Genomic DNA, 25,954 nt, shown 5'->3' with positions numbered 1-25,954 from the left:
GGACGAAGCTGCTCTCAAAAACGTACGCAAAAGTGCGCACGGTTTTCTTCCTGCCCCGAGCCGTCTTGATGACCGTGCTCGTGCCTGACAGGCGTGACTTTCCCGACTACTTCAGGAACCCCTCCTGAGGTAGCGCCGCCGTTACCGGACGGACTCGCCACGGGTAGGGCCGTTGCGGTGGCCAGCCGTTGAAGGTTGATCGCCGCGTTGAGATCGCGGTCGTGGTGCGTGCCGCATTCCGGGCACGTCCATTCCCGCTCGCCCAGCGTGAGCGTTTCGTGTTTCCAGCCGCAGACGGAACAGAGGCGACTGCTGGGATACCAGCGCTCGGCAAACACCAGGCGGGTGCCGTAGCGCAGCGCCTTGTATTCCATCTGCGAGCGGATGAGGCCAAAGCCCACGTCGGAGATCGCTCGCGCAAGCTTCTCGTTGGCGAGCATCCCCGAGACGTTCAAGTCTTCGAGCACCACCGCCTGGTTTTCGCGGCAGAGCCGGGTCGTGAGCTTGTGGGCGAAATCCGCTCGGATATGGGCAATGCGGGCATGCAGCCTTGCCAATGCCTGAGCGGACTTCTGGCAGTTGCTGGAGATGGGAAGACGGGTGCCTTTCGGCAGCGTGCCCTTGGCCTTGAATCCCGCAGCGACCTTTGCCGCCTCGAGCTTGCGGCTGAGGCGACGCGAGCGGATGCGAAGGCGGCGCAGGGCCGCCTTGAGCGGTTTCGGCGCTCGAAGCGATTCGCCATTGGAGAGCGTCGCGGCGGCCTTGACACCGAGATCGACGCCAACGATCCCATCTGCCTTTCGGCGGCGGTAGAACTGCTCGTCCTTCACCTCGACCTGAATCGACACGAACCAGCGATCCGCCATGCGGCAGACTGTGGCCCCGAGGATTTTCCCCTCGAATCGCAAAGATTCGGTCATGGCGACGTCGCCGATTTTCGGCAGGCGGATCGTCTGACCGGAGACGGAAAACTTGTCGTTGGCGACGTAGAAACTGTCGCGGCTGTGACCTTTCTTCTTGAACTGCGGCGGATAGGCGAGCTTGACGCCATGCTTGCGCAGTTTGCGCCGAAGCGCTTTGTCCTGCGGCGCGATGCGCGCCCCTTCTTCGATCTGCTTGAAGAACCGCTTCCACGCCCTTTCCAGGTGCGCGAACGGCTGCGAATGCGCATCCCTGTGGATGCCCTCGAGCCACGGCTGGCCGTTTTCGTCGAGCCAGTCGGAGTCGCTGTACTTGATGGCGTTGAACTGCCGCTTGAGCGCCATGGCATTGGGCTTTTGCCCGGCGGCATACTGCCGGTTCCATTCGGCGAGCGCCCAGTTCCACACGCGCCGGGCCGTGCCGCAGGCGCGTTTGAAGTAATCCGCCTGCTCGGGCGCGGGACGAAGGGCGATCTTGTGGGTAAGGTGCATGGTCAGTCACTCATCGCCAAGAAGTTTTGCCGCCTTGCCCGTGCTCATGGTGTTTTCCATGAACCCCATTATGGACTAATTTGCATTTTTTGTAATACGAGAGTTGGCTCCCTCGGGCGCGGTGGGGAGCAGGCCGCGGCCGCGGGCGTATTCGGCGAGCTCGGCGGCGAGCGCGAAGCGGCCTTCCTGCAGCAGGTTGGCCACGATCTGGCCGGGGAGTTCGGGCTGGCTCTGCGCGTGCTCGATCGCCTGCCGGAAGTAGCCGAGGGCGCGCGCTTCGTCACCGGCAAAGTTCAGGGCGAAATCGCCCACTTGGGCATAGAGGAAAGCCGGTTGGGGGCCGCGCGAGAAGAGGATGTCGAAGGCCGCGAGCAGCTGGTGTTCGTCCACGGGGTGCCCCTTGCGCCGGGCCGAGAGGAGATTGGTGAGGGAGTTCATGGTCTCGGGTGTGAGGGGGATGGTGCGCAGGCGGCGCTGGAGCCGGTCCCAGGATGCCTGCGGCGAGGGTTCGTCCCGCAGGGCGGCAAGGAGGATGAGGTTGGCGTCGGGCAGGATGCCGGCGCGCGGCAGGGCGGCGGCATGCTCCAGCTGCCGGCGGGCCATGTCGAGGAAAGGGGAGTCGGGGTTCCCGTCGGCCATGCCGTAATAAATGATGCCCAGGTCGAGCGCGGCGCGCGGCGAATCGGGGTTGCGTTCGGCCAGCTCCATGGCGAGCATGAGGGGGTTGCTCCACATGGCGGCACGGATGGCGCCGAACACGGCGAATCCTGCCACCAGAGCGCCGACGCCGAGGTATTTGATGGCCGGCCCGTCTCTCGTCGGCACGAGGCGCACGAGGTCGGCCAGGGCGAGCAGCACGCCGAAGAGGGCGAAATAGTTGCGGTGCTCGAACATGAGCTCCAGCGGCACCACGTTGCTGGTGATGAGGTGCGCGGCGAAAAACCAGAAGACGCCGAGCGCAAAGAGCGGGCGGCGCCGGCGCAGGGCCCAGGCCGCTGCGGCCAACGTGCCGAGAAAGAGCCCGCCCAGCGCCGTGGTGGGCGGATCGAAGAGGCCGCGGGAGGGTTCGAGCGTGTCGTAATAGAAGGTGAGGAAGCGCGGCAGGGGCAGCAGCATCTGCCCGAGGTAGGCGGGCAGCACGCGCAGCTGGGTGAGCAGGCGCTCGGCGGTGTTGAAATCCCGGTAGGGATAGGGTTCGGCAGCCCAGTAGTGCGGCGCCACCACGAAGGCGAAGAGCGCGAGCGCGGCCAGCGTTCCGGCGCAATAGGCCAGGCGCCAGGCACGGGCCACGCCCGGGCGGGCGGCGCGAAAACCCAGCACGGTGAGTTCCAGCGCCAGCGCGTAGGCCGGAAAGAGCGCGGCGCTTTCCTTGGCGAGCAGCCCCAGGGCGAGCAGCGGCAAAACGGCAAGGAGCCACGGCCAGGCACGCCGCCCCTCTTGCTGCCGCTGACGGGCCGCAACGTAGGCGATGAGCGCGAGCAGCACGAAGAAGAGGGAGAGCGTCTCCATGCGCTGCACCACGTAGAGGGCGGTGGAGACCTGCAGCGGATGCACCGCCCATAGCAGCGCCAGCGCCAGGGCGGCCGGCGGACGGTGTCTTTCCCCTACGCCGGCGAGCGCGAGCAGACGCAGGGCGAGGAAGAACACGAGGGCGGCGTTGGCGGCGTGCACCAGCAAGCCGGTACGTTTGTAGACGAAGGGGTCGAGGCCGCCGGCGAGGTGATCGAGGGCAAAGCTCGCCATGGCGAGCGGCCGGGCGCCGCCGCCGGGCTGGAAGCTCGTCGCCGCCCTCATGAACCCTTCCCAGGAGAAGGTTTCGAGGTGCAGCGCGCTATTCTCGACGAGGGCATCGTAGTCGTCGAAAAGAAAGCTGCCGGAGGTGCCCGGCCAGAAGACGAGGGTGGCGGCCGCGGCCACCAGCAGGGCAAGGACGAGGGGACGCAGGGCGGAAGGAAGGGTCATGGTCCTGGGGCCGGATTCAGTTGGTGCACTCGGGCGGAAGATAGCGCACCTCCAGCCCCGGGACGGAACAGCTCCAGCGGCCGGAGGCGGTGCGCGTGAGGGTGATGGTCTTGTCCGAGACCTTCGGGCTGCCGCGCAGTTCGCAGGTGATGCTCTGGCCGCGCGCATCGCCGGTGCTGCCGCCCAGCGTGACGTGGGCGCAGCGTGCCGTGGCAGCGGGGAGCCCCACGTCGGCGGGCTGGGGGGAAAAGCGGGTTCCGGACTGGATCAGCTCCTCGTAGGAAACCACGCCACCGCCGATGTCAGCCAGGCCGGTGGCCACTTGCGCCCGGGCGAGGTAATCCTGGAACATGGGCAGGGCGAGCGCGGCGAGCACACCGAGGATGGCCACCACGACCAGCAGTTCGACGAGGGTGAAGCCGGAGGGCGAGGGTTTCACGGAACGATCCCGGTCGGAAGCGGGGACACAGGCGAAAAATCGCCCCGCGAACGGGGCGAGAAGTGGCTCCTTCAGGCGGCGGCGCGGTGGCCGCCGCCGACGGCGAATGAGCGCTCAGTTACAGCCGACGGGTTTGTATTTGGCGTTAACGTTCGCGGTGCATGTCCACTGACCGGAAGAGTTGCGCGTGAGGGTGACCGTCTGGCCTGCGACTTTGGGGTTGCCCTTGAGGGTGCATGTGATTGTCTGGCCGCCGTTGTTATTAGCGGCGCCCGCGACCACGATATTGCAGCGCGCCGTGCTGGGAGCAAGGCCGATATCAGCCTGTGTGGGTGTTTTGCTCGTTCCCGACTGGATCAGCTCCTCGAACGCCGTGACGCCGCCGCGGATGTCGGCCAGGCCCGCCGTGACCTGCGACTTGGCGACATAGTCCTGGTACATCGGCAGCCCGATGGCGGCCAGGACACCAATGATCGCGACCACGATCATCAGTTCGATGAGGGTAAAACCCTGTTGTACCCGTTTCATGATTACCTCCTGTCGGTTAGACCATATCCGAACGCCCCATGCGTTCGCACGTAGTGTAGGAGCAATAACCGTGCCAACCACGAGAGCGTAGCGAAAGCAACAGACAATTGCTTCTTGCACAAAGATTTTTTGTTTTGTACCGCTTGGCGGTGCCCGTGTTGCGCGCGGCAGAGGCGTCGTGTGTTAAGGACACGCTGAACAAATCAGCATTTTACTGGAAATGAGCGAGAGTGACCGTATCCCTTCGACATTCACACCTCGGTGGGCAAGAAATGTCTTTTTTGCCGCCATTTTCGGCTGGCTTTCGCCCCGTTTCTCGGCGAATTTCCTCATTTCGCCCCTCTCAGGACGCACCTTGGGCGTTGAGTGCAAACAATTGCCGCTTGGCGATCAGCAGATTCGCCAACCCAAAGAGCGTGTAGAGCTGCGCAGTGTTCTTCGCCAATCCCTTGTAGCGTACCTTCTTCATGCCGAAGAGGTTCTTGACGATGTGAAACGGGTGCTCGACCTTGGCACGCACGCTTGCCTTGAGTTGCTCGATCTTGTCGATCAACCTGCCCATCGCCGTCTTCGGCAGCGCCTTGCGTTTGCCCGGACGCATCGCAACTTCCCATCGAACCTTGCCGTTGCGGTTCTCTTGCCGCTTCTCGACGCCCTGGTAGCCCGCATCGCCAAAGGCCACTTTCTCTTCTCCATGCAGCAGGGCATGGGCTTGGGTGACATCATTGGTGTTGGCCGGGGTGGTCACCAGCGTGTGGGTGATGCCGGTTTCGGCATCGACGCCAATGTGGGCTTTCATGCCAAAGTACCACTGATTGCCCTTCTTGGTTTGATGCATTTCCGGATCGCGCTTGCCGCTTCGGTTCTTGGTCGAGGACGGTGCGGCGATGATCGTGGCATCAACGACCGTGCCTTCCTTGAGGATCAAACCCTTCTGCGCCAGCACGGTATTGATGGCAGCAAAGATGCGCTCGGTCAGATGGTGCTTTTCCAGCAGGCGGCGAAACTTGAGCAGGGTGGTGGCATCGGGCGCAGACTCCCGCGACAGGTCGATGCCAACGAAGCGCCGGATGGCCTGGCTGTCGTAGATGGCGTCTTCGATCCCTTCATCGGACAATCCGAAGCACTGCTGGGCAATATACATGCGCAGCATGCGTTCCACGCCAATCGGCGGCCGGCCTCGTCCGGTTCCCTTCGGGTAGAACGGTTCGATCTCAGCCACCAGCGCCGACCAAGGCGTTACCGCGTCGATTTCGGCAAGAAACCGGTCGCGCCGCGTCACTTTCTTCTTGCTCGCATATTCAAGTTCGGAAAAGCTCGCTTGCATCGTCAAGTGCCTATCAAATGTCAGTACTTCAATTGTCGCATGTCAGGGATGAGTTCGGCCCCATCGATCTGCGAATAAATCAGTGTGTCCTTAACAATCCTGCGCGTTTTTGTTAACAATCCCGCTCATAGACCACCTTCCCCACCCACGCGATGTGGGCGCGCAGGTCTGTTGCCCGCAGCATCTCGAGCGTTCCCGGAGAGAAGCCGCCAAGGGGCGGTGCGGTTCCAGAGGAGGTCGGTTTCATCGCGCAGCAAGTGTCTCTTGAAGCACCAGGAAGAGGGGATAAAAGCGGGTGATCACCGCGTCGGCGATCGCGTGGGCAAGCGCCTCGTCGTAGGTGTGGCTGGTGCGGTTGCGGGCGTCGACCATCGCCAGCCACCCTTCGCCGTCCTCGATCAATCCCTGCTGGAACGCTTCGCGCAGGGTGCTGCGTGCGCCCACCAGTTCGGTGATCCCTTCGTGGGTGAGATAGTCTTTGAGGGTGTGCCCTGCCGGTTCACTACCGTGCCTCTCTCCCCCCCACCGGCGTCACCGCAAAGAGCGCGGCGATCTCCGCTTCGGTGAGCGTCCAGCCGCCCTGCCCTTCGCTGCCGGTTGCAGCGGCCGCGAGCGCCGCTTTCTGGGCTTGTAGTTTCAGGATCTGCTCTTCCACGGTGTTGGCGCAGATCAGTTTGTAGATGAAGACCGGTTTGTCCTGGCCAATGCGGTGGGCGCGGTCGATCGCTTGCGCTTCCACCGCGGGGTTCCACCACGGATCCAAGAGGATCACGGTGTCAGCCTCGGTGAGGTTGAGCCCCGTGCCGCCCGCTTTGAGGCTGATGAGGAAGACGGGCACTTCGCCGCGTTGGAAGCGCGCAACTACCTCGTCGCGGCGGCGGGTGGCGCCGGTGAGGAGCGCGTAGGGGATACCCTGCGCGGCGAGGCGCGCTTCCACCCGTTTGAGGAGCTGCACGAATTGCGAAAAGATGAGCACTTTGCGCCCCTCTTCCACCAGTTCTGGGAGCGTGGCGTCGAGCCAATCGAGTTTCGCCGACTCATCCACCCGTTTCGCATGCGGCACGTCGACGAGCGTCGGGTCACAGCAGCACTGGCGCAGTTTCAAAAGGGCGTCGAGCACCGTGATCTGGCTTTTCGCCAACCCCTTTTCGGCAAGGGCCTGACGCACACGCGCCTCCATCGCGATGCGGATTGCCTCGTAGATCTTGGCCTGTTTCTCTCCCAGAATCACGCTTTCGACGATTTCGCTCTTGGGCGGCAGTTCCTGCGCCACTTCCGCTTTGGTGCGGCGCAGGAGAAAAGGCCGGATGCGGCGACGCAGAAGCGCCAAGCGCTCCGTGTCGTGGTGTTTTTCGATCGGGGTGCGGTAGTGGCGGGTGAACGATTCGCGCGGCCCCAAGAAACCGGGCATGAGGAAATCGAAAAGCGCCCAGAGTTCGCCCAGGTGGTTTTCCATCGGGGTGCCGGTGAGGCACAACCGCTGTTCTGCGAAGAGCTGCCGCGCACATTGCGCCACCCGTGCACGCGGGTTCTTGATCGCCTGCGCTTCGTCGAGGATCAACACCGACCAGCGCTGCGCGCGCAACCGCTCGATGTCGCGCCACAACAAGGCGTATGAGGTGACCACCAGGTGGTGCGCCCCGAGCGTAGCTAGGGTGTTGTCGCGCTCGGCGCCGTGCCACGCCGCAACGCGCAATTCTGGGGTAAAGCGTGCCGTTTCGCGCAGCCAGTTGCCGATGAGGCTCGTGGGGGCGACGACGAGCGCCGGCGCGGTGAGCCGCCCCGCAAGCCGCTCGATCTCCAGATGGGTGAGCGCCTGGAGCGTCTTCCCCAGCCCCATGTCGTCGGCCAAAATTCCGTGCAGCCGATGGCACCGCCAGAATTGCAGCCAGGCCACCCCCTGGTGCTGATAGGGACGCAGCGCGACGGTGAGCGTCGCGGGGATCTCGACCGGCGCGGGGCCACCGTGGGTGCGCAGCTCGTCGAGCATCGCGGCGAATGCCGGCGGTTTTTCGGGCCAGAGGGGTTCGGGAATCGCTTCGAGCAGCGCGACGTCGAAGCGGGAAACGCGCGCCCGCCCTTTGCGGTGGGGTTCGCGGCTCAAGAGCTCCGCCGCGACGCGCAGCACCGGCTCAAGCGGCGCGAGCGGCACGCGCGCGCAGCGGTTGGTTGTCCCGGGGAGATCGAAGATGAGCGCTTCGGGCCAACCGTCTGCGCCGTAGCGCGCGAAAACCTCTGCGGCGATCGTCTCCACCGGCACACGCGTCGTTTCGTCCAGGATGACGTTGCCTTGCCATTCGAACCAGTCCGGTTCGTCGGCAAGCGGCATGAGTTTCACTTCGGTGAAGCGCGCCTCCACCGTTTCGGGCCAAAAGTCGGGGTCGGCGGCGATTGTTGGGGCGAATTCGGCCAACGCCGCAGGCGCCTGGTCGCGCAGTTCGAGCCACTGCGCAGCAGACCAGCGCGGAGTAAGGCGCCGGTACTCCGTTGTTACGGCGCGCGGTTCGCCGGCAAAGAGCGCCACCGCGTCGAACCAAACCCGTTCGCGGTCGCGGCGCCGTTTTGGGACGGTCAAAACCGTTTCGCCAAAGGGGTGGCTGAGCGTTCCGTCCGCGAACACCGTCACCGGGCCATAGACCACTTGCGGTTCGATCTGCCGCTGCCCCCCGTCGCTGGTGGTGAGATGCAGAAGAAAACGCGGCGCGTCGGGCACAGAGATCTGCGCTACCGGTTTGGGGGGCGGCAGTTCGGCGGGCAACACCTCGCGCCAGCGGCGCGCGAACGGGTCGACCACCTCGGGCGGGATCGCGGGCAACGTCTGCAACTGCGCAAATTGCGCCCATGAGACTCCTTCGGGGAGCGCAAACGCTCCGACGCGGCGCGTGCGGGGGCAGAGGTAGTGCCACGGCCAGGTGTTGGTGATCAGCAAGCAGCCTTCCAGTTCGTCCGGGATGCGGTACGCGCCGCAGAAGCGGCCGCGCGCATCTTCCCGCCATTGCCAACCCAAAATGGGCTGCGCGTCGCTCCACGCTAGGGGCAGGCCGTAGGTATGGTCGCCCCAATAGGCGCGGCCGCTTGCGACGATCGCTTTGAGCGCCTCACCCAGCCACTGCGGCACGGAGAGCATCGCACTTACTTGGGTTGCTTCGGCAAAGAGGAGGCCGTAGAGATCGGCCAGGGTCAGATGGCCCTCCAAGCCAACGAGCAGATGACGCGCCTCCCAACTCACCGCGGTACCGCGGATGAGGCGGTGCGCGTCGCGTTTGTGCGCCCGGGTGCGCCACGCGCTCCAGCGCACTTCGTGGTGAATTACGTCGACGTCGAAGACCAGCCGTTCGCCGTCGGTTGGCGGTTCGGTCTGCGCTTCGGCAATGCGCTCAAGCTGCGCGAACGCAAGCGATTCACGCGCCGGACGTGGCGATGCGCTCGCCCCTTTTTTGGGTTGTTGCGCCTGAGGGCCGTGCAGGAAGAGATGAACCAGGTGCCCAAGCTCGCCAGCCATGATCGTTCGCAGTGCGCGCCAAAAGGGGAAGTATAATCGGGCGGTAGCGCAAAGACAACGAGCGAAATGGAGGCTTGAGTCATGGCTGGACACTCCAAATGGGCAAATATCCGCTTTCGTAAAGAGCGCCAGGACGCCAAGCGCGGACAGATTTTCACCCGGCTGATCCGGGAAATCACCGTCGCGGCGCGCAACGGCGGCGGTGACCCGGAGTTCAACCCGCGGCTGCGTGCAGCGATCGAAAAAGCGAAAGAGCACAACATGCCGGCGGAGAACATCGAGCGGGCGATCAAGCGCGGGACGGGGGAACTCGAAGGGGTCAGCTACGAAGAGGTGCGCTACGAAGGGTACGGCCCGGGCGGCGCGGCGGTGATCGTCGACTGCATGACCGACAACCGTACCCGCACCGTGGCCGAAGTGCGCCACGCCTTCGCCAAACATGGCGGCAACCTGGGTACCGAAGGGTGTGTGGCGTTTCAGTTCACCCATTGTGGTCAAATCATCCTGCCGCCAGAGACACCCGAAGACAAGGTGTTGGAAGTGGCGCTGGAAGCAGGCGCGGATGACGTGCTCACCCATGAAGACGGTTCGATCGAGGTGATCACTCCGCCGTACGAGCTCGACAAGGTGAAAGCCGCGCTCGTCGCGGCTGGGCTCGAGCCCGCTGCCGCCGAGGTGGTGTGGAAAGCGCAGAACGAGATCGAGCTCACGGGTGACGACGCCGCGAAGATGCGCAAGCTCCTGGATGCGCTCGAAAGTCTGGACGACGTGCAAGCCGTCTATACCTCGGCGGTTTTCGACGAAAGCGAATGAGACGTGGGCAAACGCTCTTGGGTGTCGATCCGGGGCTGCGCCGCACCGGTTATGGCGTGATTCGGTGCGACGGCGCGCAGCTTGCCCACCTTGCGCACGGCGTGATCACCGCCCCCACCGCGGCACCGCTCCCGGAGCGGCTCGCGGCGCTTTTCGATGCGCTCACCGCGCTCATTACCAAATACGCCCCCGACGCGATCGCGGTCGAACAGGTCTTCGTCAATACCAACGCGCAAGCCACACTTCTCTTGGGACAGGCGCGGGGGGCACTTCTGGCTGCTGCGACCCGCAGCGGCGCACCGGTTGCGGAATACACCGCATTGCAGGTGAAACAAGCGGTGGTCGGTTACGGTAAAGCGCAGAAAGTGCAAGTGCAGGAGATGGTGCGGCGGCTTTTGGCGCTTGCCGAACCGCCACCACCCGACGCCGCGGACGCGCTTGCCTGCGCGATCTGCCATGCCCACCAGAGCCGCCATCCGCTTGCCGCCGCGGCGCTCGCCAACGTTTCCGGCGTCACTCGGCGCAAAGGACGGCTGCGCTGGGACGCCGCGGCGCTGGCGCAATTGAGCCGAAACGGGGAGCAACGGTGACGACCATGCGCGCACCCCCCCACACCTCCGCCGCAGGTTCGAAGACGCCCACCATTGCCACCCCTGAAGCCCTGTGCGCGCAGCTGGAAACCACGCTCTTTGGCAAAGGAGCAGCGCTGCGCTTAGCGCTCGCGGCTTGGCTTGCCGATGGGCACGTGTTGATCGAAGATCTGCCCGGCGTGGGGAAAACGACGCTGGCGCGGGCGCTCGCGACCGCGTTTGGCTTTTCCTGGCAGCGGCTCCAAGGAACCCCGGACCTGTTGCCCGCCGACATCACCGGCGGGCTCGTCTGGGACGCGGCGAAAGCAGAACTGCGTTTCGTCCCTGGCCCCATATTCAGCGAAGTGGTGCTCTTCGACGAACTCAACCGCGCCAACCCCAAGACGCAGAGTGCGCTTCTAGAGGCGATGCAGGAGCGGCAGGTGAGCATCGAAGGGCAAATCCACCCGCTTCCCGATCCGTTTCTGCTCATCGCGACGCAAAACCCGCTGTCGCAGATCGGCGCTAACCCGCTGCCCGAAGGGCAGCTCGACCGCTTTGCGGTGCGGCTGACGCTCGGCTACCCGCCGCGCGCCGCGGAGCGGCAACTCGTCCGCCACGCGTTGGACCGCAGCGAAGCGGTTGCCACACCACCAGCGCATGTGACCCGGGAGACGTTTTTGGCGTGGCGCGCGCAGGTACGCACGGTCACCGTTCGCGAGGCGCTCATCGACTACGCGCTCGATCTCGCGGCGGCTTCGCGCCGTCATCCCGCGCTGAAGCTGGGGTTGAGTCCCCGCGCGGTGGTGCAACTGCTGGAACTTTCCCGTGCTTGGGCCTTTCTCAGTGAACGGACGTTCGTGTTGCCCGACGACCTGCAGGCCGTCTTTCGTGCCGCCACTGCCCATCGCCTGTGGGCCAAGGCTGACGCGGCCCAGACGCCCGAAGCAGTTGCCGTCGAGTTGCTCACGACCACGCCGGTACCCCATTGACGTCCACCCAGCGAACCTTGTGATCTGCAATACCCTGTGATGCCTTCTGCCCACACGGTTACCCCATCACCGCCTTTGCCGCCCCGCTGGATCCACTGGCCGCGCTGGGTGCGCCGCCACCACCGCGGCGCGCGCTGGCAGTGGAACGCGTGGCAGGTGTTCCTGCTTCCTACCCCCTTTGGCTGGCTCTATGGTGGGGCGCTGGGGGCGCTCTTTCTCTTTGCGGCGAACTACCAGTTGTCGCTTGCCTATCTCCTCCTCTTCGTCATCTCGGCGTTCGGCGTCACCGCTGCGGTGCAGACGGTGCGCGTCGCGCACGGTGTCACGTTCACGGCACAACCGCCCGAATGGGTCTTCGCCGGCGACCCCGTCACCTGGACCCTGCACTGGCACGCCCCGCTCGACGCGCAAGGAAGCGCCTTGACCGTGAGTGCGGTAACGCCAGACGGTCACGTAGTTACCCGCCGGGTTCTCTTCGACGGCGCCGCAGGGGCCGTGACGTTGGCGCTCCCTACGCACCGCCGCGGTGCGTACCCGGCGCCCTGCTTCGCCCTTTCGACGACCTTACCGTGGGGGCTTTTTCGTGCCTGGGCGGTTTGGCACCCGCCGCTTACCGCATGGGCGGCACCACGACCGTTGCCCGACGCTCCACCGCTGCCCCGCACGTTCACGCCGCGCGCCACCACTTTGGCACTCGGGCGCGAGCAGCTGGGCGAAGGGGTGGATTGGGGCGATTGGCGTGCCGCGCAGCGCGGCGAACCCCTGCGCCGCGTGCACATGCGGCAGTTGGCGCGCCGGGGTAACCTATGGCTCGCGGAAACGACCGCCCCTACCGCGCCCAGCGACGACACGGTTTGGCTGCGGTTCGAAGCGGCAGCCGGTGCGAACCTCGAGGAAAAGTTGGCGTGCCTTGTGACATGGGTGCTGCACGCCGACGCGCTTGGGCTTCGGTATGGGTTGGCGTTGCCCGGCTTTTCCCTGGCTCCTCAACGCGGCGCGGCGCACAAAACGGCTGCACTCCTCCAGTTGGCTAAATATGAGGAGTGGCAATGAGCAGGCCAAGAATCCCCAGCAGTTTGTGGATTCGGCAAGGGTGGCAGCGCGTTGCCGCTACGCTTCCCCCGCCCCCGTTTCCCGTTGCGGCTTCGGCGCCGTGCGTCGCTGCCGGCGCTCTGGCGTGGGGGTTACACGCCGCAGCGCTCCCACTCCTCTGGAACGCCGTGGTGGCGCTCCTGATGGCCGGGGCGCTGGCGCGCTTTCTGCTTGCCGTACGCTGGCCGCGCTGGCTGCCCACCGTGGTTGCTCTGGCGGCACTTGCCGCGATTCGACCGATCTATGGGTACGGATTCGGGCAAGAGACCGGTCTGGCGCTCCTCTTTGCCGCTTTTTGGCTCAAAGGGTGGGAAGCCACGACTGCGCGCGACCTGCGCGCATGGGGGCTCACCGCGCTCTTTCTCCTGGCTGCGGCGTTTCTGCGCAGCCAATCACCCTTTTATGCGGTTGCGGTGCTCACCGGCTGGCTCGTGGTCGTGGTCGGCTGGGCGCAAGCGGCGCGGGTGGAATGGGGGTTGGCAACGACCTTGGGCCAACTGCCCGCGTTGGCGCGCCATACCGCGTTGACGTTGACGGTGAGTCTACCGCTCGTTCTTCTCCTCTTCGTGCTCGTGCCCCGGCTCGACCGCCCGCTCTGGGGTGTGCCGCAGGACGCCGCGCAGGCGCGCAGCGGCCTATCTGAGACGATCGCACCCGGTGCAGTCAGCGCGTTGGCGCTATCGGACGCCGTCGCGTTCACCCTGACCTGGGAAGGAGCGGCCCCGGCCCCTTCTGAGCTCTACTTTCGCGCCGTGGTCCTCACCCATTACGACGGCACGACGTGGCGCCCCGCACCCGAAGAGACGCTCGAACGCGAAATCGCGCAACAGCGCGCCCGCACCGCCCCTGCCGCAGTGGAAGAACCCCCCAAAGCCGTTCGCGAATCCTTCACTTCCGCCCTCGAGTCCCAAGGCCCCGCGGCAGCAACCGTTGCCGAGCGCAGCGCCCGCGGCGAAGCGCCCTCGGCCACCCGCCACTTTGCGCTGCTGCTCGCCCCGCAGCCGATCCCTTGGCTTCCCGCCCCCGAACGGACGGTGGCGCTTCGCGGAGCCTCGGTCGCGCTCCCCTGGCGCGACGGCCGGTGGTTGAGCGCCCACCCCCTCATCGAACGGACCCTCTGGTCTGGCGAAGCGCAACTGACCGACCGTTGGCCAGAGCCCCTGACCGCAACCCAGGCGCGGCAACTCACCGCGCTTCCTCCGAACCACAACCCACGGGCGCAAGCGCTAGGACGGCAGATCGCCACCGACCACGCAAGCCCCGCGGCACGGCTTGCGGCGATCGAAGCCGCGTTTCGCGCCGCGAACCTGCGCTACACCCTCTACCCGCCCCTCATGACGGAAAACGCTGCGGACCAGACGCTTTTCGACGCCCAAGCCGGTTTTTGCGAACATTTCGCGAACGCGTTCGCGGTAGTCGCCCGTGCTGCAGGACTGCCGACGCGCCTCGTTGCCGGTTACCAAGGAGCGACCTTCAATCCGGTGGATCGCAGTTGGGTGGTGCGCCACGCCGACGCCCACGCCTGGGCCGAAGTATGGCTCGACGGCGAATGGCGGCGCGTCGACCCCACCCGCTGGGCCGCGCCCGCACGCATCACGCTGGGCAGCGACGCCGCGTTGCGCAGCGAACTGCCACTGGTGCGCGCCGCCTGGCTCGATCAACCGTGGCTTGCAACGCTGCGCCAACAGCTCTGGGCGTGGCAACGGCAGTGGGATTTGTGGGTGGTCGGTTTCGACGCGGCGCGGCAGCGCGCGCTGCTCGCCCGTCTGGGGTGGGAAAGCGGCGATTGGCGTTGGGCGGCAGGCGGCGCGGTGCTCGTCGCAGCAGCGACGGCACTCCTTCTCTTCGTTCGCCTTCCAGAAAAACCGCGCGACCCCGCGCAACGCGCTTGGGCCCGGCTCACCGCGACGCTCACGCGCCGCGATCTTGCGCCGCATGCGGGCGAAGCGCCATTCGCGTACGTGGCGCGGGTGCGCCAAGCGCTGCCACCACCGCTAGCGGCGCGCTTTACCGCGCTGGCGCAGCGCTATCTCACCTACCGTTTCGGCGCGGCGACGGACGCGGCACACCACTTGGCGCGCGATCTGCGACAATTACGCCAGGCACTTGCCCGCGCCCGCTGGCCTTACCGCCGCCGCGCACGGAAACATTCGGCCCCTGTCCAGACGGAAAACGGAAGCGAGACGCACGATGACCCAACCGCCTGAACCTTGTGAAAACCCGATCGCCTCGGCGCTCGTTGCGACGATGCAAGCGATGCGCACGCACGGACTCAACGTCGGCGCCGCGGGCAACGCCAGCGCCCGCCACCCCGAAAGTGGCATGTGGATTACCCCCACTGGTATCGCTGCCGAGACGCTCACGCCCCAGCAGATCGTCTGGGTCGATGCCACAGGGCAGGCGCACGGCGCGTGGCGCCCTTCGAGCGAATGGCACTTCCATCTGGCGATCTACCGCGCTCGGCTCGACGTCGGCGCGGTGGTCCATTGCCATTCGCCCGCAGCGACGGCGCTCGCGTGCCACCGCCGCGAGATTCCTCCTTTCCATTACATGATCGCGGAATTTGGTGGGCAGACGGTGCGCTGCGCCCGCTATGCGCGTTTTGGCAGTGAAGCGCTTGCCGATGCGATCGTCGAAGCGCTCGAAGACCGTCTGGCGTGTCTCTTGGCCAACCATGGCCTAGTCGCTGTAGGTCGTGACCTCGCGCAGGCGCTTCATCTGGCCGAAGCGCTGGAAACGCTCTGCAAACAATACCTCTTCGCGCACGCGCTCGGCGAACCGGTCTGGTTGAGCGACGCAGAGATGGCAGACGTGCTCGACGCCTTTCGCAGCTACGGGCAACAGCCGCGTACTACCGGAGAGCACTTATCCGAATAGGTACTCCGGGCACGCGCTTACGGCTAGGCGCCTGCGTAAGGTCAGGAGCCACCATCGAAGAAAGGAGTTACGAGAGCACTTCCACGATCTTGCCGCCCAGCTCGTAGCGGTATTGCGCAGCCTCCCCTTCCGTGCTGGGCAACGCTTCGCAACGCCGCACTTCGAGCCGCACCCGCAGCGGCCGACTGTCAGCCCCGGGCGTAGCCGGTGGCTGATCGACCTGAACGGCCAGCACTTCGTGAAGCGCCGGAACGTAATTGCAGCGCAACGTCAGGCCGCCTACCGACAGCTCCGTACAGGTGGCCTCATGACGTTCGCCATGCGCCGTGATGAGGTGCGCCTTGAGCCCACCTCCAGGCACGGGGATACGGCGGTCTCGGCGTCGTTCTGCGTGCGAAAGGGGCATTGCGAATACTCCCCGAAGAAAACGGTGCACCCATTATACGCAGATGGTAGCACGAGTCATAAGCACAAGCCCCCTGGGCGTGCCTCGCGGTCACGACGGACGAAACGGTGTGCGCTTAGCATGTCTCGCATGCCACCGCAACGACGTTCCGCTGGCGTTTGCTGAATTCGACGCCGACAAGATGCACCGGTACTCCCTGGCCGCGGTACTTTTCGGCGTAGCCTTTGGCACGAAGTTGCGCAAGCGCCGCTCCTTCGGGTTCGTCCGCGACCACTTTGAATTCGAAGAGGTAGATCCGCTCCGGAAGCTTCACGGTAAGGTCGATGCAGCCGTGGTGGGTGACGTCCTCAGCAATGAGTTCCAGCCCCAGCGCCGCGAGGTGGCTATAGAAGACGCTGGCCCAGTACCCTTCGTAGTGGGTGATGGGGTTTTTGCGGTACCAGTCGTGCGGGATGCTGGCGTAGAGGCGCTGGAAGTGGTCACGCAGCCGTTCGAGGTCGCCTGCGCGCATCAGGTTGATGAGCGCTGTGACGCTTGCCGTGGGGCGCGTGGGTATGAGCGCTGCCGTAAGCGCCCGGTTCAACGCCATGCGCACTTCGCGGTTGGGTAGCTTGAGTTCGTATTCGGTAACGCCTGCGGTGACGTGTACGGCGCCAATCGTCAGGTAGCCCGTCTGCCACAGGATCGCTTCGGGTTCGATCCCGTCGACGTCGAACGCCGACAAGAGCTCCTCGGTGGCATAGAGCCCTTCCAATTGTGGGGTGAAGAAGCGCCGCGCTTTGAGCAGATCGATGAGGAAGGTGGGGGTGCCCGTTTCGAACCACCAGGCGCGAAATTCGCGAAAGAAGAATAGCTGCAGTACGTCGAAGGGGTTATAGACCCATTCGTTGCCGCCCCAGGAGTAGCCGTTGTACCAACTGCGCACCGCTTCCCGGGAAAGGGGTTTTCCTTCGGCTGCGGCAGCGGCAAATTCGGGGGCGAAGACGGTGTCGAGGTCTGCTTCGGTGTAGCCGCAGATCGTGGCAAAGGGTTCGCTTAGGGTAATGTCGGCAAGGTTGTTGAGGCCCGAAAAGATCGAGACTTTGCTGAATTTGGAAACACCGGTGAGGAACGCAAAGCGGATGTGGGCGTCTTGCCCTTTGATCACCGAGTAGAGGTTGCGTAGCCCTTCGCGCATCGCACGGGCAACCTCAGGCGTGGTGAGATTGTCGAGGATCGGTTTGTCGTATTCGTCAACCAGCACCACGACGCGCTGGCCCGCTTTTTCCGCGACGCGTTCGATGAGCCGCTTGAAGCGCAGGTGGGTGTCCATCGGGGGCGGTTCGATGGTTACGCCCAGCCGGTCGGCGTTGTCGCTCAAAAGCACGTGGATGTGTTCGTCGAGCGCGGTGGCCGTTTGCAGCCGCCCTTCGGCAAAGCTCAGACGCACCACCGGGTAGCGGACGTTCCAGTCCCAGCGGTCATGAATGTAAAGCCCGCGAAAGAGTGGTTCGTTGCCAGCAAACAGTTCGGCGAGCGTGTCGAGAAAGAGGCTTTTGCCGAAGCGCCGCGGACGGGAGAGGAAGTAGTATTTCCCTTCACTGACAAGCCGCCAGGCGTACGCCGTTTTGTCGACGTAGTAGTAGCCCTCTTCGCGGATTTCGCGAAAGGTTTGGATCCCGATGGGGAGTTTGCGACGCACAAGGGAGGCCGCGCTACTGGTCATGGTCGTTTCCTGCAAGCCGCCTGTTGCGACCATTTTCGCACAAATAGAAAACTTCCTTCATGCGCCAAACTCGCCAACTCCATTCCGATACTTTGCCGCTCCACGTAAGTGCGAGCATGATGAGATCGAACTTATGAACCTTGCTGCAACGCGTACATGATCCCCCAGACGCGCGTACGCTGCGTGCAGGTCATGATCTTCGACACTGTTTTTGAAATTGTCGTAGTCGATGGCAAGGATACGGTTGGCGATCTCCTCGTCTTCGGTGTCGCGCCGGGCCTCGTAGCGGTAGCAGGCCTGGCTGATCCGAAAGGCTTGACAAGCCGCCCGGATCGACAGCCCGCGCTGCTGCACGGCTCGTTGTGCCATCTCGCGCCGGCGAGATGGCTTCACCGCTTTTTTGCAAGAGCCTCCGCCACGACCTCGGCCTTGAGCATGCGCGCCATGAGCGAGGCGTCCATGCCGCCGTACTTGGCCCGCCACTTGTAGAAGGTCGCCGAGCTGATGCCCAGTTCGCGGCACAGATCGGGCACGCTCAGACCAGCCTCCGCCCGCTTGAGCGCGTCGATGATCTGGCTGTCAGTGAAACGCGATTTCTTCATCGTAGAGATTCTCCTTCGAGACTCTCTACTTCTCAGCGCACTGGTTTTGCGGGGGGATTACCGGCTCGAGCAATTCGCGAATGTACGTCTCCCTGTCTTCCTTCTGAAACAGGATGTGTTTTTTCTGCATTTCGTCTTTCGTGATGCCCCAAAGCTTGCTCATTTCATGCGAGGGCGTGTTGGAGACGATGAAGGACTCGAGCACAACATTAGACTGCCCCAGGCGCTTCTCGATCTCCTTGACCGTTTCGTAGAAGCTGATCTTGGGGTCCTGCAGGCCCACGTTGCGGATGCCTTTGGGGTCCACAAAGGTCACGCGCTGCCGCTCGCCTTCGGGCTGCTCTTCGACCTGCCAGATGATGAAGTCCGGGTGGAAGTTGCCGGCCTCGAAGAAGCCGACGCCACGGCCCTTGCTCAGGTTGCGCAGCAGGTAGAGCTCCCGTTCTGCAAAATAGTCGGGGTTGGCGTCGTGGAACGCCTTCAGGTCCTCGATGAACCGGCGCTCGCCCTTGTTGAGCGGGGCGGGTGAGATCTCGACTACACTGCCGTCCAGGAACAGCAACGGCTGGTAGAGGTGTCGCTCGAACCAGATCGCCTTGAGGCCCTGGAACTCCCAGTCCTTCAGATTCCCTTGCTCGATGGCCTCTTTCAGCTCTTTCAGTTTGGCGACGATTTCCTGCTTCGATTCCTCGATCAGGATCCGGTAACCGTATTCGGCGCCATCCTCACTCAGGATGGATGGGAAGTTGGGATCGTCCTCGGCGAGTTCACGGTACTCCAGGTGCGGAAGTTCCCATTCGTGCTTGCGGAAGGTGTAGTAGCGCTCCACGTACTTGCGCAGCAGGGCCTGGGCGATCTCCTGCCATACGCGCACCTTTTCGAACGAGTCGAAGGCCAGCTCCGATGCAGGGATCAGCAGCCGGTACCAGCTGGTGTCCATCAGCAAAGCAGCGATGCCGGAACGGGGTAGGTTGAGGTTGTGCCAGCCACGCTCGGCCTTGAAACGTTCGAGGTCGAAGTACAGCTGGTCGAGGTCCAGGAAGGCGATGTGCTGCTCCGTCAGGTGCGCCTCATTGGGGGCGCCCTCGTCCTCGCTGCCCGATACCGTTCCGTCAGACTTCATGGCCTGGATCTTCGGGTACCAGTTCAACACCACCTGGTTCTTCTGCAGATAGGCCGTGGCGGGCCCGAGGGTCGGAACCGGCCCCAGCTTGCGGAAGGCGTCGCCAAATTCGGTCTTGATGCCGTTGATCTCTTTCTTGAGACGGATCGTCTTGAGCGGCTTCGTGCCCAGGTTCCGGATGACCGGCAGGATGAATTCGATGCGTTCTTCGTTGGCGGGTAATCCTTCATCTTCCAGGAACTTCCGGAACTGTTCCATGTAGTCGGCACGGACGCCGAAGATATGCAGCGTTTCGAGCAGGTCGATGTACCTGGGCCGTTTCAGCGCCGCGGGGAGGGTTGCACGCACGCTGCGCTTGAGGCTCATGCCGTAACCCTTCAACCGCACACCGCGGCCGAAGAGCTGGATGATCTGCGCGCCCTCGCTGCGCCCAACGTTCATCAGTCCCATGGTGCTCACGCGCCAGCTGCTCCAGCCCTCGGTGAACTTCTTCGAACCAATGAGCACGTTGATGGCGGAGTGCGGCTTGTCCAGCTCGTGGAACAACGAGCCGGAGAATTCCCGCTCGGCGACATGCAAGCCGCTGGTTTCGCACAGCTTCACCAGCTTGGTGTCGTCACCGACGTTGATGACGCCAAAGAACGCATTGTCGCCCACGCGCACGCCGATTTCGCCGGCGGCACCCTTCAGGTTCTCGACGTGCAGCAGGCCGCCTGCGGGAGCGTTGAACAGGGTCGCCAGTGTTTCGTCGAAGATCTGTTCCGGCGACAGACCGCAGGTATTCAGGTAGGCGAAACGGCCCGCAAACAGGTTCTTGCCGGTGGCCGTCAGCAACCCCTCGTTCAGCACGCGCCGGATGCGCTCGGTGCTGTCCTTGCGATTCGCCACGTAGGTGGCCAGGAACTTCAGGATGGCCACGACGTCGGACACATCCTTCTTGTCCTCCTTGCGCACGGCATTGACGCTGCCGCCCACGAAGACCCACAACGGCTTTTCGATGTTGAACGGGCGCAGGCTCGCTTCCTGTTCCCGGTACAGCCGCTGCTGCTGGAAGAACGACAGCAGGCAGGCGGTGAGGTAGGTCCTCATCCATTCCTCGTTGCGATCGTCCTCCAGGTTGAGGATGTGGTAGTCCTTGCCGAAACCGTCGCCGTAGAACCAGCGGTAGGAATAGTCGAACAGCGTGCTGCGCGCGTAGAGGTCGGTCAGATCGCGGTTACCGGCCACGGCCTGCCCGAAGGTGGCGGAATATTCGAACGAGAAGCCCTTTTCACACAGCGCGTTGCGGAACTTCATCCAGGCCCCGTCGCCGCCTGCCGAAGCACCGCGGTGCCCTTCATCGACGAGGACAAGGTTGTTGCCCTCGAAGGCATCCACCGCCACTGTCTTCTCGCCCATCTCCTCCTTCAGCTTGGTGACCTCCAGGATTTCCACCGCACGGCCGGCGAACAGGCCGCGTCCGTCCTTGTTGAAGATCTCCGCCTCGATACCCGACTTCTGGAACTCGCGCAGATGCTGCTGCGACAGCCCCTCATTGGGCGTGAGCAGGATGATCCGGTTCAGCTCGCGCGAAAGACCATGTGTTTCCAGAAACCGCTGGTACTGGAGGATGTTGGCATGCATGAGCAGCGTCTTGCCGCTGCCGGTGGCCATCCAGAAGGCGATCTTGTTGAGCTGGAGACGGGGATCCTCGGACTCCTCCAGTGCCGCGATCCGGTCCGCTTCCGGGAGCGTCTCGTTCAGCGCCGCAATGCGCGCGTTGAGCGCCTGCCGCAGGCCGGCGGGGTCGCGGAAGTAGCGGTCGAGGTAGATTTCCGTGAACAGCAGCGCCAGGTACTGGAAGTACTTCCAGACGATCGGTTCTTCGCCCCGGGTGATGCGCCGGTCGTTGAGGCGCTGCGTGACCGAAACGATGGCCTGGTCGTACTCCAGCAGCTGCTCGTCCGTCAGCTCCGGCCTGTTCTCCGGGGGCAGGTGCAGGCACAGGGCGTGGTGGAAGCGGTGGATGTTGTCCGCGTTCAGTCCTTCCAGGGACTCATCCTTCAAATGGGCGGCGAGCTGGTCGAAACGCTCGACCCCGAACAGGCCGAGCAGCCACTGGTTGAGGGCGAGCTTGCGGTTGAACGGCAACGACGCGCGGGCCGCGGCGGCCCGGTCGCGCGCAGCCGCCCTGGGCGAAGCTGCATCGTTCTTGCGAGGACGTCCGCGCGGCATCAGGCGGCCTCCTTCCGCTTGTCGCTCATTGGATAGCAGCTACGGCGTTTGTTGATCATTTTTGATAACAAAGTGATCGACAAGGCGCCTTGTTGTGAATGGGTGAGCATCAAAACACCTCCCTGCCTTCGGCGATGTTGAGCAGCGCCGGAAAGACCAGCACCGCTGAGCGGCGCCCGCTGGACTCCATTAACTCTTTGATAATCTTGTGTTTTTTGAGGACGCCCAGAAACCGCCGGGCGGTCGGCGCCGGGATGCCGGCCATCTGGACGAAGTCCGAGGCGCTGAAGATGGGGCGGGCAAACAGCCACTCCAGGGCGTGGACCGCGTACTGGGAGCGGGTCATCTCCGGCAGGCGGAGTTTGAGGCTCCCATGCAGTTCGAGGATGGCCTGCGTGCGACGCAGGTTCTCCTCAGCCTGGGTCCGCACGGCTTCCAGGAAGAAGCCGCACCATCCCGTCCAGTCGTCGTCCCGGGAGACGGCCAGCAGCCGTTCGTAGTACTCGTCCCGGTGTGCCTCCAGCCAGGCGCTGAGGTAGAACATGGGCCGCCGAATCAGGCCCTTCTGCCACAGGAAGAGGGGCACCAGCATACGCCCCAGCCGGCCGTTGCCGTCCAGGAACGGGTGCAGGGCCTCGAACTCTGCGTGGAGGATGGCAAGCTGGATCAGCCGGTCTGGCGCCTCCTCGTGCAGGTATCTCTCCCAGGCGCTCATGGCATCGGGTAGCTTGTCGGCGCCGATGGGGACGAACCTCGCCTGCTCGATGGCGCAGCCGCTTGGGCCAATCCAGTTGGGAATGCGCCTGTACTCCCCCGGCGCCTTATTTTGGCCCCGCACCCCGTCTAGCAGCACCCGGTGCATCTCGCGGATCACCCGCTGGGACAGGGGCAACTCTGCCAGGAGTCGCTCGGCCTCGCGCATTGCCGCACGGTAGTTCAGTACTTCGCGGATGTCCTCGCGGCGCTCGGGGGAAATGTCCTCCCGGCCCGCCTCGAACTCCAGCACCTCGCCCATCGTGGCCTGGGTACCTTCGATACGCGACGAGAGCACCGCTTCCTGGGTGGTCAGCGGCGAGAGCAGGATGTCCGGGTTCGGCACGGCGGCCAGCATGCCATCATAACGGGCGACTGCCGCGGCCGCCGGACCGATCAGCGGGATAAGCCGCGGCCAGTCCAGCTCCCGCGGGGGGAACCGGCCCTCGTGGTAATGGACCGGAGCCATTACACCCCCTCCATTTCGAACATCAGGCGGAAGAAGTCCTCCTCGATCAGGCGCACCTTCCAGGTGTCATCCGGGGCCTTGAGGTTTTCCAGGTTGTTGTCGCCGTTCACGTAGATCAGGTCGAATTCGCTGTCCTTGCTGGAGTAGCCCTGCTTGCGGAACCACTCGTCCAGCACCAGGTTGTCGCGTTCGATGCCTTCCGGATCCTCCCCGCCCGGGCGCTTGCGCCAGATGACGAGCGTGCGGCGGCCGTCCGGCGTGGTGCCGGTGACGGTGCGAAACCACCACGGGCCTTCCGGGTCCGCCTTCAGGCGTCCGTCCAGCAGCAACCGGCGCGGCGCGTCCGCCGGCAGGTCCGGATCGTCGTCGCGGCGGAACGCGGCGCTGTAGGTGCGCGGCGCGGCGATGTGGTCCACCCTCAGGCCGATCAGCCAGTTGAAGGTCTCCAGCAGGTCGACATTCACCTCGCGGGACTCGTCCGAACCCGGGCGCTTGACCTTCAGCCTGTAGGCCGTGGGGTCCATGAAGGCGGACACATTCAGCAGCGACTGGCTGCCACGCGTTTCCACGTCCAGCATGTAACGCAGCAGGTACTGCTCCCGGAAGCCGTCCGGCCCCTGAGCTTGTGGACTGTCGAGCAGGCTTTGCTGTGCCTCGGAGCGGCGCAGTTCCAGGTTATTCAGCGTGTCCTCGTAGGATTCGAGGCGGATCACTTTCATGATTCGGGGGCTGCGTTCGGCTTCCTCGGCGGTGGCGAAACGCTTGGGCTTGCCGTCCTTCCACTCGGGGGTGAACGTGACTTTCTTCAGGCGGGGGAGAAGAACGGTGTCGAAGTAGTCAGCTTGCTCTACGAGGATGAACTTGCGCTGCCCCCCGTCCTCACGATTGAGGTTGATGACCGCATGTGCCGTAGTGCCAGAGCCGGCAAAATAGTCCAATATCCACACCCTTTCGCATTTCGCAGCGCCACCTGTTGCCATTTCCACAAATCGCGCAATGATTTGTTCATCCTTTGGATATGCGAACACTTCCTCGCCCAAGAGTGATGTAAGCCGCTCGGACGCGGAGCGTGCTGCTTGGTAGAAAACGCTCGGCGGTGTGACGGCTGTAGTTTCATGGAGATATCGTCGCACCATTACGGACGTCGACGTGACGAAGCTTATCCGTCCCTCCGCTACCATTTGATCAAACGTAGCCTGATCGAATGCCCAGCCGCGATTTCGTCGTAAGGGAATCTCTTCGCCCGTTATTGGATTAATCAACTTGAAGCGCCGTCCTCCAGGCGCGGTGGGATCGTCCTCCTTGTAGACGCCCCGTGCGTCTATGTACCGAAACCGACGGAGGCCAAAGGCCGGCTTGGCTTTCATGGAGCGGTACCAGCCGGCCAGGGCCTCCGACGCGGCGTCATAATCCGTGCCATATACCTCGCGTAGACGTTCTACTTCCCTCAGTACGTCTTCAACTCCTTCCTTCCTTATGCGCCATTCATTTGGCATGCTCGCGCGATCACGCGCGTATACGAGTACATACTCGTGCGTTACGCCAATTTGCCGGGCAGTATTCTTGTTCGCTCCTTCCCAAACGAGCCGAGCGATGAAATTCTCCGCGCCGAATATCGAGTCGGCGATCAGTTTTGCTACGTCGCCTTCGTTGTCATCGATAGAGACAAACATTGCGCCATCACGATGTAAGAGTTCGGTGGCAGCGAGGAGCCTGTCAGAGAACATTGCTGCCCACGACGAGTGCGGATACGAATCTTTATAGGCGAACCCGTCAGTTCCGGTGTTATATGGTGGGTCAATATAGATGCAGTGAATTTGCTCGCTGAATAGATTCCTAAATAGAGAAAGCGCTTGGTAATTCTCGCCGTGCACCAAAACGCCATCAATCTGCGTTTGTGCGTCCTCTAGGCTTGCAAGCAGTCGCGAAAGGAACTTGGCATCAAAATGTTGTGTATCCACGACCAGCGTCGGATGTGCCTTCAGGAATTCCACCGTCAGCGGCACGCTGTATCCCGGTGTCGTCAGGTCGCCCTTGATTTCATCAATCGCACACAGCCGCACCCATTCCTCACGCTGCGCATCGTTGGCGGCGATTTCCGGATAGAACTCCTCCGGAATCACACCCAGCCGGATGCAGTAGCTCGTCTCCACGACAAACTTCTTCTTCAGCCACAGCTTCTTCTGGAAGTCCTCCAGCTGCGCCAGGAAGTCGATGATCTTGTGGGCGATGCGGCGGATGACCTTGATCTTGGACAGGTACTGCTCGACGCGCGGCGCGGTTTCGTTTTCCACGTCGTCGAGGTGCATGACCTCGTTCTTGATGTAGAAGTCCAGCTCGCGCCGCAGGAAGCCGCCCAGGTCCTTGTGGATGAAGTAGTCGAAGGTGTTGCGGGCGGTGTAGCGGTCCAGATGCACGCGCAGGCGGGTGTTCTCCGAGACCGTGCCGTCGGCGCGCACGTGCCGCGCGCCCAGGGCCTTGATCCAGTCGGCCAGCGCCGGATCGTCGAGGCCCAGGATCGCCGCCTCGGCCTCGGCGTTCAGGTCCTTCTGCTTGGCCGGATCGGGCTCGTAGGTGAAGCGGATCACCAGCTCGCCGTCCTCGATGGCCGCAAAGGGCGCCGGGGCCAGCCGGAAGCGGCGCTCCTTGCCAGTCTGTTCCTTCACATTGCCGTGTTCGCCCTCGGCGGCGTCCGCCAGCTTGAAGTGGACGCGCATCGGGTTCGCTTCATCCTCCGGGCGCAGGCGGAACGCATAGTCCCGCAAATATTCGCTGGTCTTGATGTAGTACTGGTCCGCGTTGGCCCAGTGGAGCTTGACCTCCTCGCCCTCGTAGGGGATGGCGTAGACGCCGGGCTTGTAGACGCGCTTGCTGAGGAAGTCGCCCTCGGAGTAGTAGCGGCGGAAGAAACTGTAGAGATGGTCGTAGACCTCGGCTTCCAGCGCCTCGGTGTCCATGTCCAGTTCGGCCTTGTCGGCGGTGCGGTACTGGGCGAACGCCTGCTTCACCTGCGGCAGCAGGTCCTCGTCCAGGAACTGCGTCACCTCCGCGTTCCGTGCATGCAGGATGCGGTAGATGCCGAAGTCCAGCTCCGGCTGGTCGAGCTGGAACAGCTCCTTGAGCAGGGTTTTCAGTTTTTGGTATTTCTGGCTCATTGCGTGGTCGTCCT

The 25,954-nt window shown here is 63.8% G+C and carries 18 protein-coding genes and 2 pseudogenes; 6 read left to right on the top strand and 14 right to left on the bottom strand.

The window, feature by feature from the left end; genetic code table 11:
- Positions 1–14: 14 nt before the first annotated feature.
- From ACYQ4Z_RS01725 to ACYQ4Z_RS01690, 8 genes and pseudogenes are all read right to left on the bottom strand, one after another.
- A complete protein-coding gene (locus ACYQ4Z_RS01725; RefSeq protein WP_459859845.1) occupies positions 15–1,412 on the bottom strand; it encodes an RNA-guided endonuclease InsQ/TnpB family protein in 1,398 nt (465 codons plus the stop codon).
- Between the two features lie 75 nt (positions 1,413–1,487).
- Complete coding sequence (locus tag ACYQ4Z_RS01720) at positions 1,488–3,374, bottom strand: hypothetical protein (protein WP_459859843.1); 1,887 nt, start codon at positions 3,372–3,374, stop codon at positions 1,488–1,490.
- 16 nt (positions 3,375–3,390) lie between these two features.
- Positions 3,391–3,813, bottom strand: a complete 423-nt coding sequence (locus ACYQ4Z_RS01715) for a pilin (protein ID WP_459859842.1) — start codon at positions 3,811–3,813, stop codon at positions 3,391–3,393.
- Between the two features lie 114 nt (positions 3,814–3,927).
- The gene (locus ACYQ4Z_RS01710; protein WP_459859841.1) at positions 3,928–4,341 is read right to left on the bottom strand and encodes a pilin; all 414 of its coding nucleotides are present in this window, start codon (positions 4,339–4,341) and stop codon (positions 3,928–3,930) included.
- A gap of 343 nt (positions 4,342–4,684) precedes the next feature.
- Positions 4,685–5,668, bottom strand: coding sequence for an IS5 family transposase (locus tag ACYQ4Z_RS01705; protein ID WP_108079952.1), 984 nt, complete (start codon positions 5,666–5,668; stop codon positions 4,685–4,687).
- Positions 5,669–5,780: 112 nt separating this feature from the next.
- On the bottom strand, positions 5,781–5,915 hold the full coding sequence (locus tag ACYQ4Z_RS01700; protein WP_459859839.1) for a hypothetical protein: 135 nt from the start codon (positions 5,913–5,915) through the stop codon (positions 5,781–5,783).
- Positions 5,912–6,151, bottom strand: a pseudogene (locus ACYQ4Z_RS01695) (HI0074 family nucleotidyltransferase substrate-binding subunit); the annotation flags it as partial. The pseudogene ACYQ4Z_RS01695 and the gene ACYQ4Z_RS01700, both read right to left, overlap by 4 nt.
- Positions 6,152–6,170: 19 nt before the next feature.
- Positions 6,171–9,170: a DEAD/DEAH box helicase gene (locus tag ACYQ4Z_RS01690; RefSeq protein WP_459859837.1), complete on the bottom strand. Its 3,000-nt coding sequence runs from the start codon at positions 9,168–9,170 to the stop codon at positions 6,171–6,173.
- Positions 9,171–9,251: 81 nt separating this feature from the next.
- Here ACYQ4Z_RS01690 and ACYQ4Z_RS01685 point away from each other — a divergent pair, with 81 nt between their 5' ends.
- From ACYQ4Z_RS01685 to ACYQ4Z_RS01660, 6 genes are read left to right on the top strand one after another with little or no spacing between them, the layout of a single operon-like run.
- On the top strand, positions 9,252–9,983 hold the full coding sequence (locus tag ACYQ4Z_RS01685) for a YebC/PmpR family DNA-binding transcriptional regulator (RefSeq protein WP_119334607.1): 732 nt from the start codon (positions 9,252–9,254) through the stop codon (positions 9,981–9,983).
- A complete protein-coding gene (gene ruvC, locus ACYQ4Z_RS01680) occupies positions 9,980–10,573 on the top strand; it encodes a crossover junction endodeoxyribonuclease RuvC (protein ID WP_438438683.1) in 594 nt (197 codons plus the stop codon). Before ACYQ4Z_RS01685 ends, ruvC begins: the two co-directional genes overlap by 4 nt.
- A 5-nt stretch (positions 10,574–10,578) precedes the next feature.
- On the top strand, positions 10,579–11,544 hold the full coding sequence (locus ACYQ4Z_RS01675; RefSeq protein ID WP_459860456.1) for an AAA family ATPase: 966 nt from the start codon (positions 10,579–10,581) through the stop codon (positions 11,542–11,544).
- Between the two features lie 39 nt (positions 11,545–11,583).
- Positions 11,584–12,597 carry a DUF58 domain-containing protein gene (locus ACYQ4Z_RS01670; RefSeq protein ID WP_459859835.1) on the top strand — a complete coding sequence of 338 codons (1,014 nt, stop codon included), beginning with the start codon at positions 11,584–11,586 and terminating at the stop codon, positions 12,595–12,597.
- Positions 12,594–14,843 (top strand): transglutaminase TgpA family protein, encoded by a 2,250-nt coding sequence (locus ACYQ4Z_RS01665; RefSeq protein WP_459859833.1) that lies wholly within the window; start codon positions 12,594–12,596, stop codon positions 14,841–14,843. Before ACYQ4Z_RS01670 ends, ACYQ4Z_RS01665 begins: the two co-directional genes overlap by 4 nt.
- Positions 14,827–15,513 carry a class II aldolase/adducin family protein gene (locus tag ACYQ4Z_RS01660; RefSeq protein ID WP_459859831.1) on the top strand — a complete coding sequence of 229 codons (687 nt, stop codon included), beginning with the start codon at positions 14,827–14,829 and terminating at the stop codon, positions 15,511–15,513. Before ACYQ4Z_RS01665 ends, ACYQ4Z_RS01660 begins: the two co-directional genes overlap by 17 nt.
- Positions 15,514–15,580: 67 nt before the next feature.
- Here ACYQ4Z_RS01660 and ACYQ4Z_RS01655 read toward each other — a convergent pair whose 3' ends face one another.
- From ACYQ4Z_RS01655 to ACYQ4Z_RS01630, 6 genes and pseudogenes are all read right to left on the bottom strand, one after another.
- Positions 15,581–15,919, bottom strand: coding sequence for a PilZ domain-containing protein (locus tag ACYQ4Z_RS01655; protein ID WP_119334602.1), 339 nt, complete (start codon positions 15,917–15,919; stop codon positions 15,581–15,583).
- 115 nt (positions 15,920–16,034) lie between these two features.
- A complete protein-coding gene (locus tag ACYQ4Z_RS01650; protein ID WP_459859829.1) occupies positions 16,035–17,624 on the bottom strand; it encodes an ATP-binding protein in 1,590 nt (529 codons plus the stop codon).
- A gap of 228 nt (positions 17,625–17,852) precedes the next feature.
- A pseudogene (locus ACYQ4Z_RS01645) lies at positions 17,853–18,226 on the bottom strand (transposase); the annotation flags it as partial.
- Between the two features lie 25 nt (positions 18,227–18,251).
- A complete protein-coding gene (locus ACYQ4Z_RS01640) occupies positions 18,252–21,563 on the bottom strand; it encodes a DEAD/DEAH box helicase family protein (protein WP_459859828.1) in 3,312 nt (1,103 codons plus the stop codon).
- A gap of 109 nt (positions 21,564–21,672) precedes the next feature.
- Positions 21,673–22,785 carry a Fic family protein gene (locus ACYQ4Z_RS01635; RefSeq protein ID WP_119334598.1) on the bottom strand — a complete coding sequence of 371 codons (1,113 nt, stop codon included), beginning with the start codon at positions 22,783–22,785 and terminating at the stop codon, positions 21,673–21,675.
- Positions 22,785–25,940, bottom strand: coding sequence for a site-specific DNA-methyltransferase (locus tag ACYQ4Z_RS01630; protein WP_459859827.1), 3,156 nt, complete (start codon positions 25,938–25,940; stop codon positions 22,785–22,787). The genes ACYQ4Z_RS01635 and ACYQ4Z_RS01630 overlap by 1 nt, the downstream gene beginning before the upstream one ends.
- Positions 25,941–25,954 lie beyond the last annotated feature (14 nt).

The organism is Hydrogenophilus hirschii, from assembly GCF_054656675.1.
The sequence above is the reverse complement of the archived record's forward strand: the minus strand, read 5'-3'. Positions and strand labels throughout refer to the sequence as shown.

What these genes read in the sequence shown, in the direction of transcription:
- ACYQ4Z_RS01725 (WP_459859845.1), bottom strand. Translation starts at nt 1,412, where the DNA reads ATGCACCTTACCCACAAGATCGCCCTTCGTCCCGCGCCCGAGCAGGCG.
- ACYQ4Z_RS01720 (WP_459859843.1), bottom strand. Translation starts at nt 3,374, where the DNA reads ATGACCCTTCCTTCCGCCCTGCGTCCCCTCGTCCTTGCCCTGCTGGTG.
- ACYQ4Z_RS01710 (WP_459859841.1), bottom strand. Translation starts at nt 4,341, where the DNA reads ATGAAACGGGTACAACAGGGTTTTACCCTCATCGAACTGATGATCGTG.
- ACYQ4Z_RS01705 (WP_108079952.1), bottom strand. Translation starts at nt 5,668, where the DNA reads ATGCAAGCGAGCTTTTCCGAACTTGAATATGCGAGCAAGAAGAAAGTG.
- ACYQ4Z_RS01700 (WP_459859839.1), bottom strand. Translation starts at nt 5,915, where the DNA reads ATGAAACCGACCTCCTCTGGAACCGCACCGCCCCTTGGCGGCTTCTCT.
- ACYQ4Z_RS01690 (WP_459859837.1), bottom strand. Translation starts at nt 9,170, where the DNA reads ATGGCTGGCGAGCTTGGGCACCTGGTTCATCTCTTCCTGCACGGCCCT.
- ACYQ4Z_RS01685 (WP_119334607.1), top strand. Translation starts at nt 9,252, where the DNA reads ATGGCTGGACACTCCAAATGGGCAAATATCCGCTTTCGTAAAGAGCGC.
- ruvC (WP_438438683.1), top strand. Translation starts at nt 9,980, where the DNA reads ATGAGACGTGGGCAAACGCTCTTGGGTGTCGATCCGGGGCTGCGCCGC.
- ACYQ4Z_RS01675 (WP_459860456.1), top strand. Translation starts at nt 10,579, where the DNA reads ATGCGCGCACCCCCCCACACCTCCGCCGCAGGTTCGAAGACGCCCACC.
- ACYQ4Z_RS01670 (WP_459859835.1), top strand. Translation starts at nt 11,584, where the DNA reads ATGCCTTCTGCCCACACGGTTACCCCATCACCGCCTTTGCCGCCCCGC.
- ACYQ4Z_RS01665 (WP_459859833.1), top strand. Translation starts at nt 12,594, where the DNA reads ATGAGCAGGCCAAGAATCCCCAGCAGTTTGTGGATTCGGCAAGGGTGG.
- ACYQ4Z_RS01660 (WP_459859831.1), top strand. Translation starts at nt 14,827, where the DNA reads ATGACCCAACCGCCTGAACCTTGTGAAAACCCGATCGCCTCGGCGCTC.
- ACYQ4Z_RS01655 (WP_119334602.1), bottom strand. Translation starts at nt 15,919, where the DNA reads ATGCCCCTTTCGCACGCAGAACGACGCCGAGACCGCCGTATCCCCGTG.
- ACYQ4Z_RS01650 (WP_459859829.1), bottom strand. Translation starts at nt 17,624, where the DNA reads ATGACCAGTAGCGCGGCCTCCCTTGTGCGTCGCAAACTCCCCATCGGG.
- ACYQ4Z_RS01640 (WP_459859828.1), bottom strand. Translation starts at nt 21,563, where the DNA reads ATGCCGCGCGGACGTCCTCGCAAGAACGATGCAGCTTCGCCCAGGGCG.
- ACYQ4Z_RS01635 (WP_119334598.1), bottom strand. Translation starts at nt 22,785, where the DNA reads ATGGCTCCGGTCCATTACCACGAGGGCCGGTTCCCCCCGCGGGAGCTG.
- ACYQ4Z_RS01630 (WP_459859827.1), bottom strand. Translation starts at nt 25,940, where the DNA reads ATGAGCCAGAAATACCAAAAACTGAAAACCCTGCTCAAGGAGCTGTTC.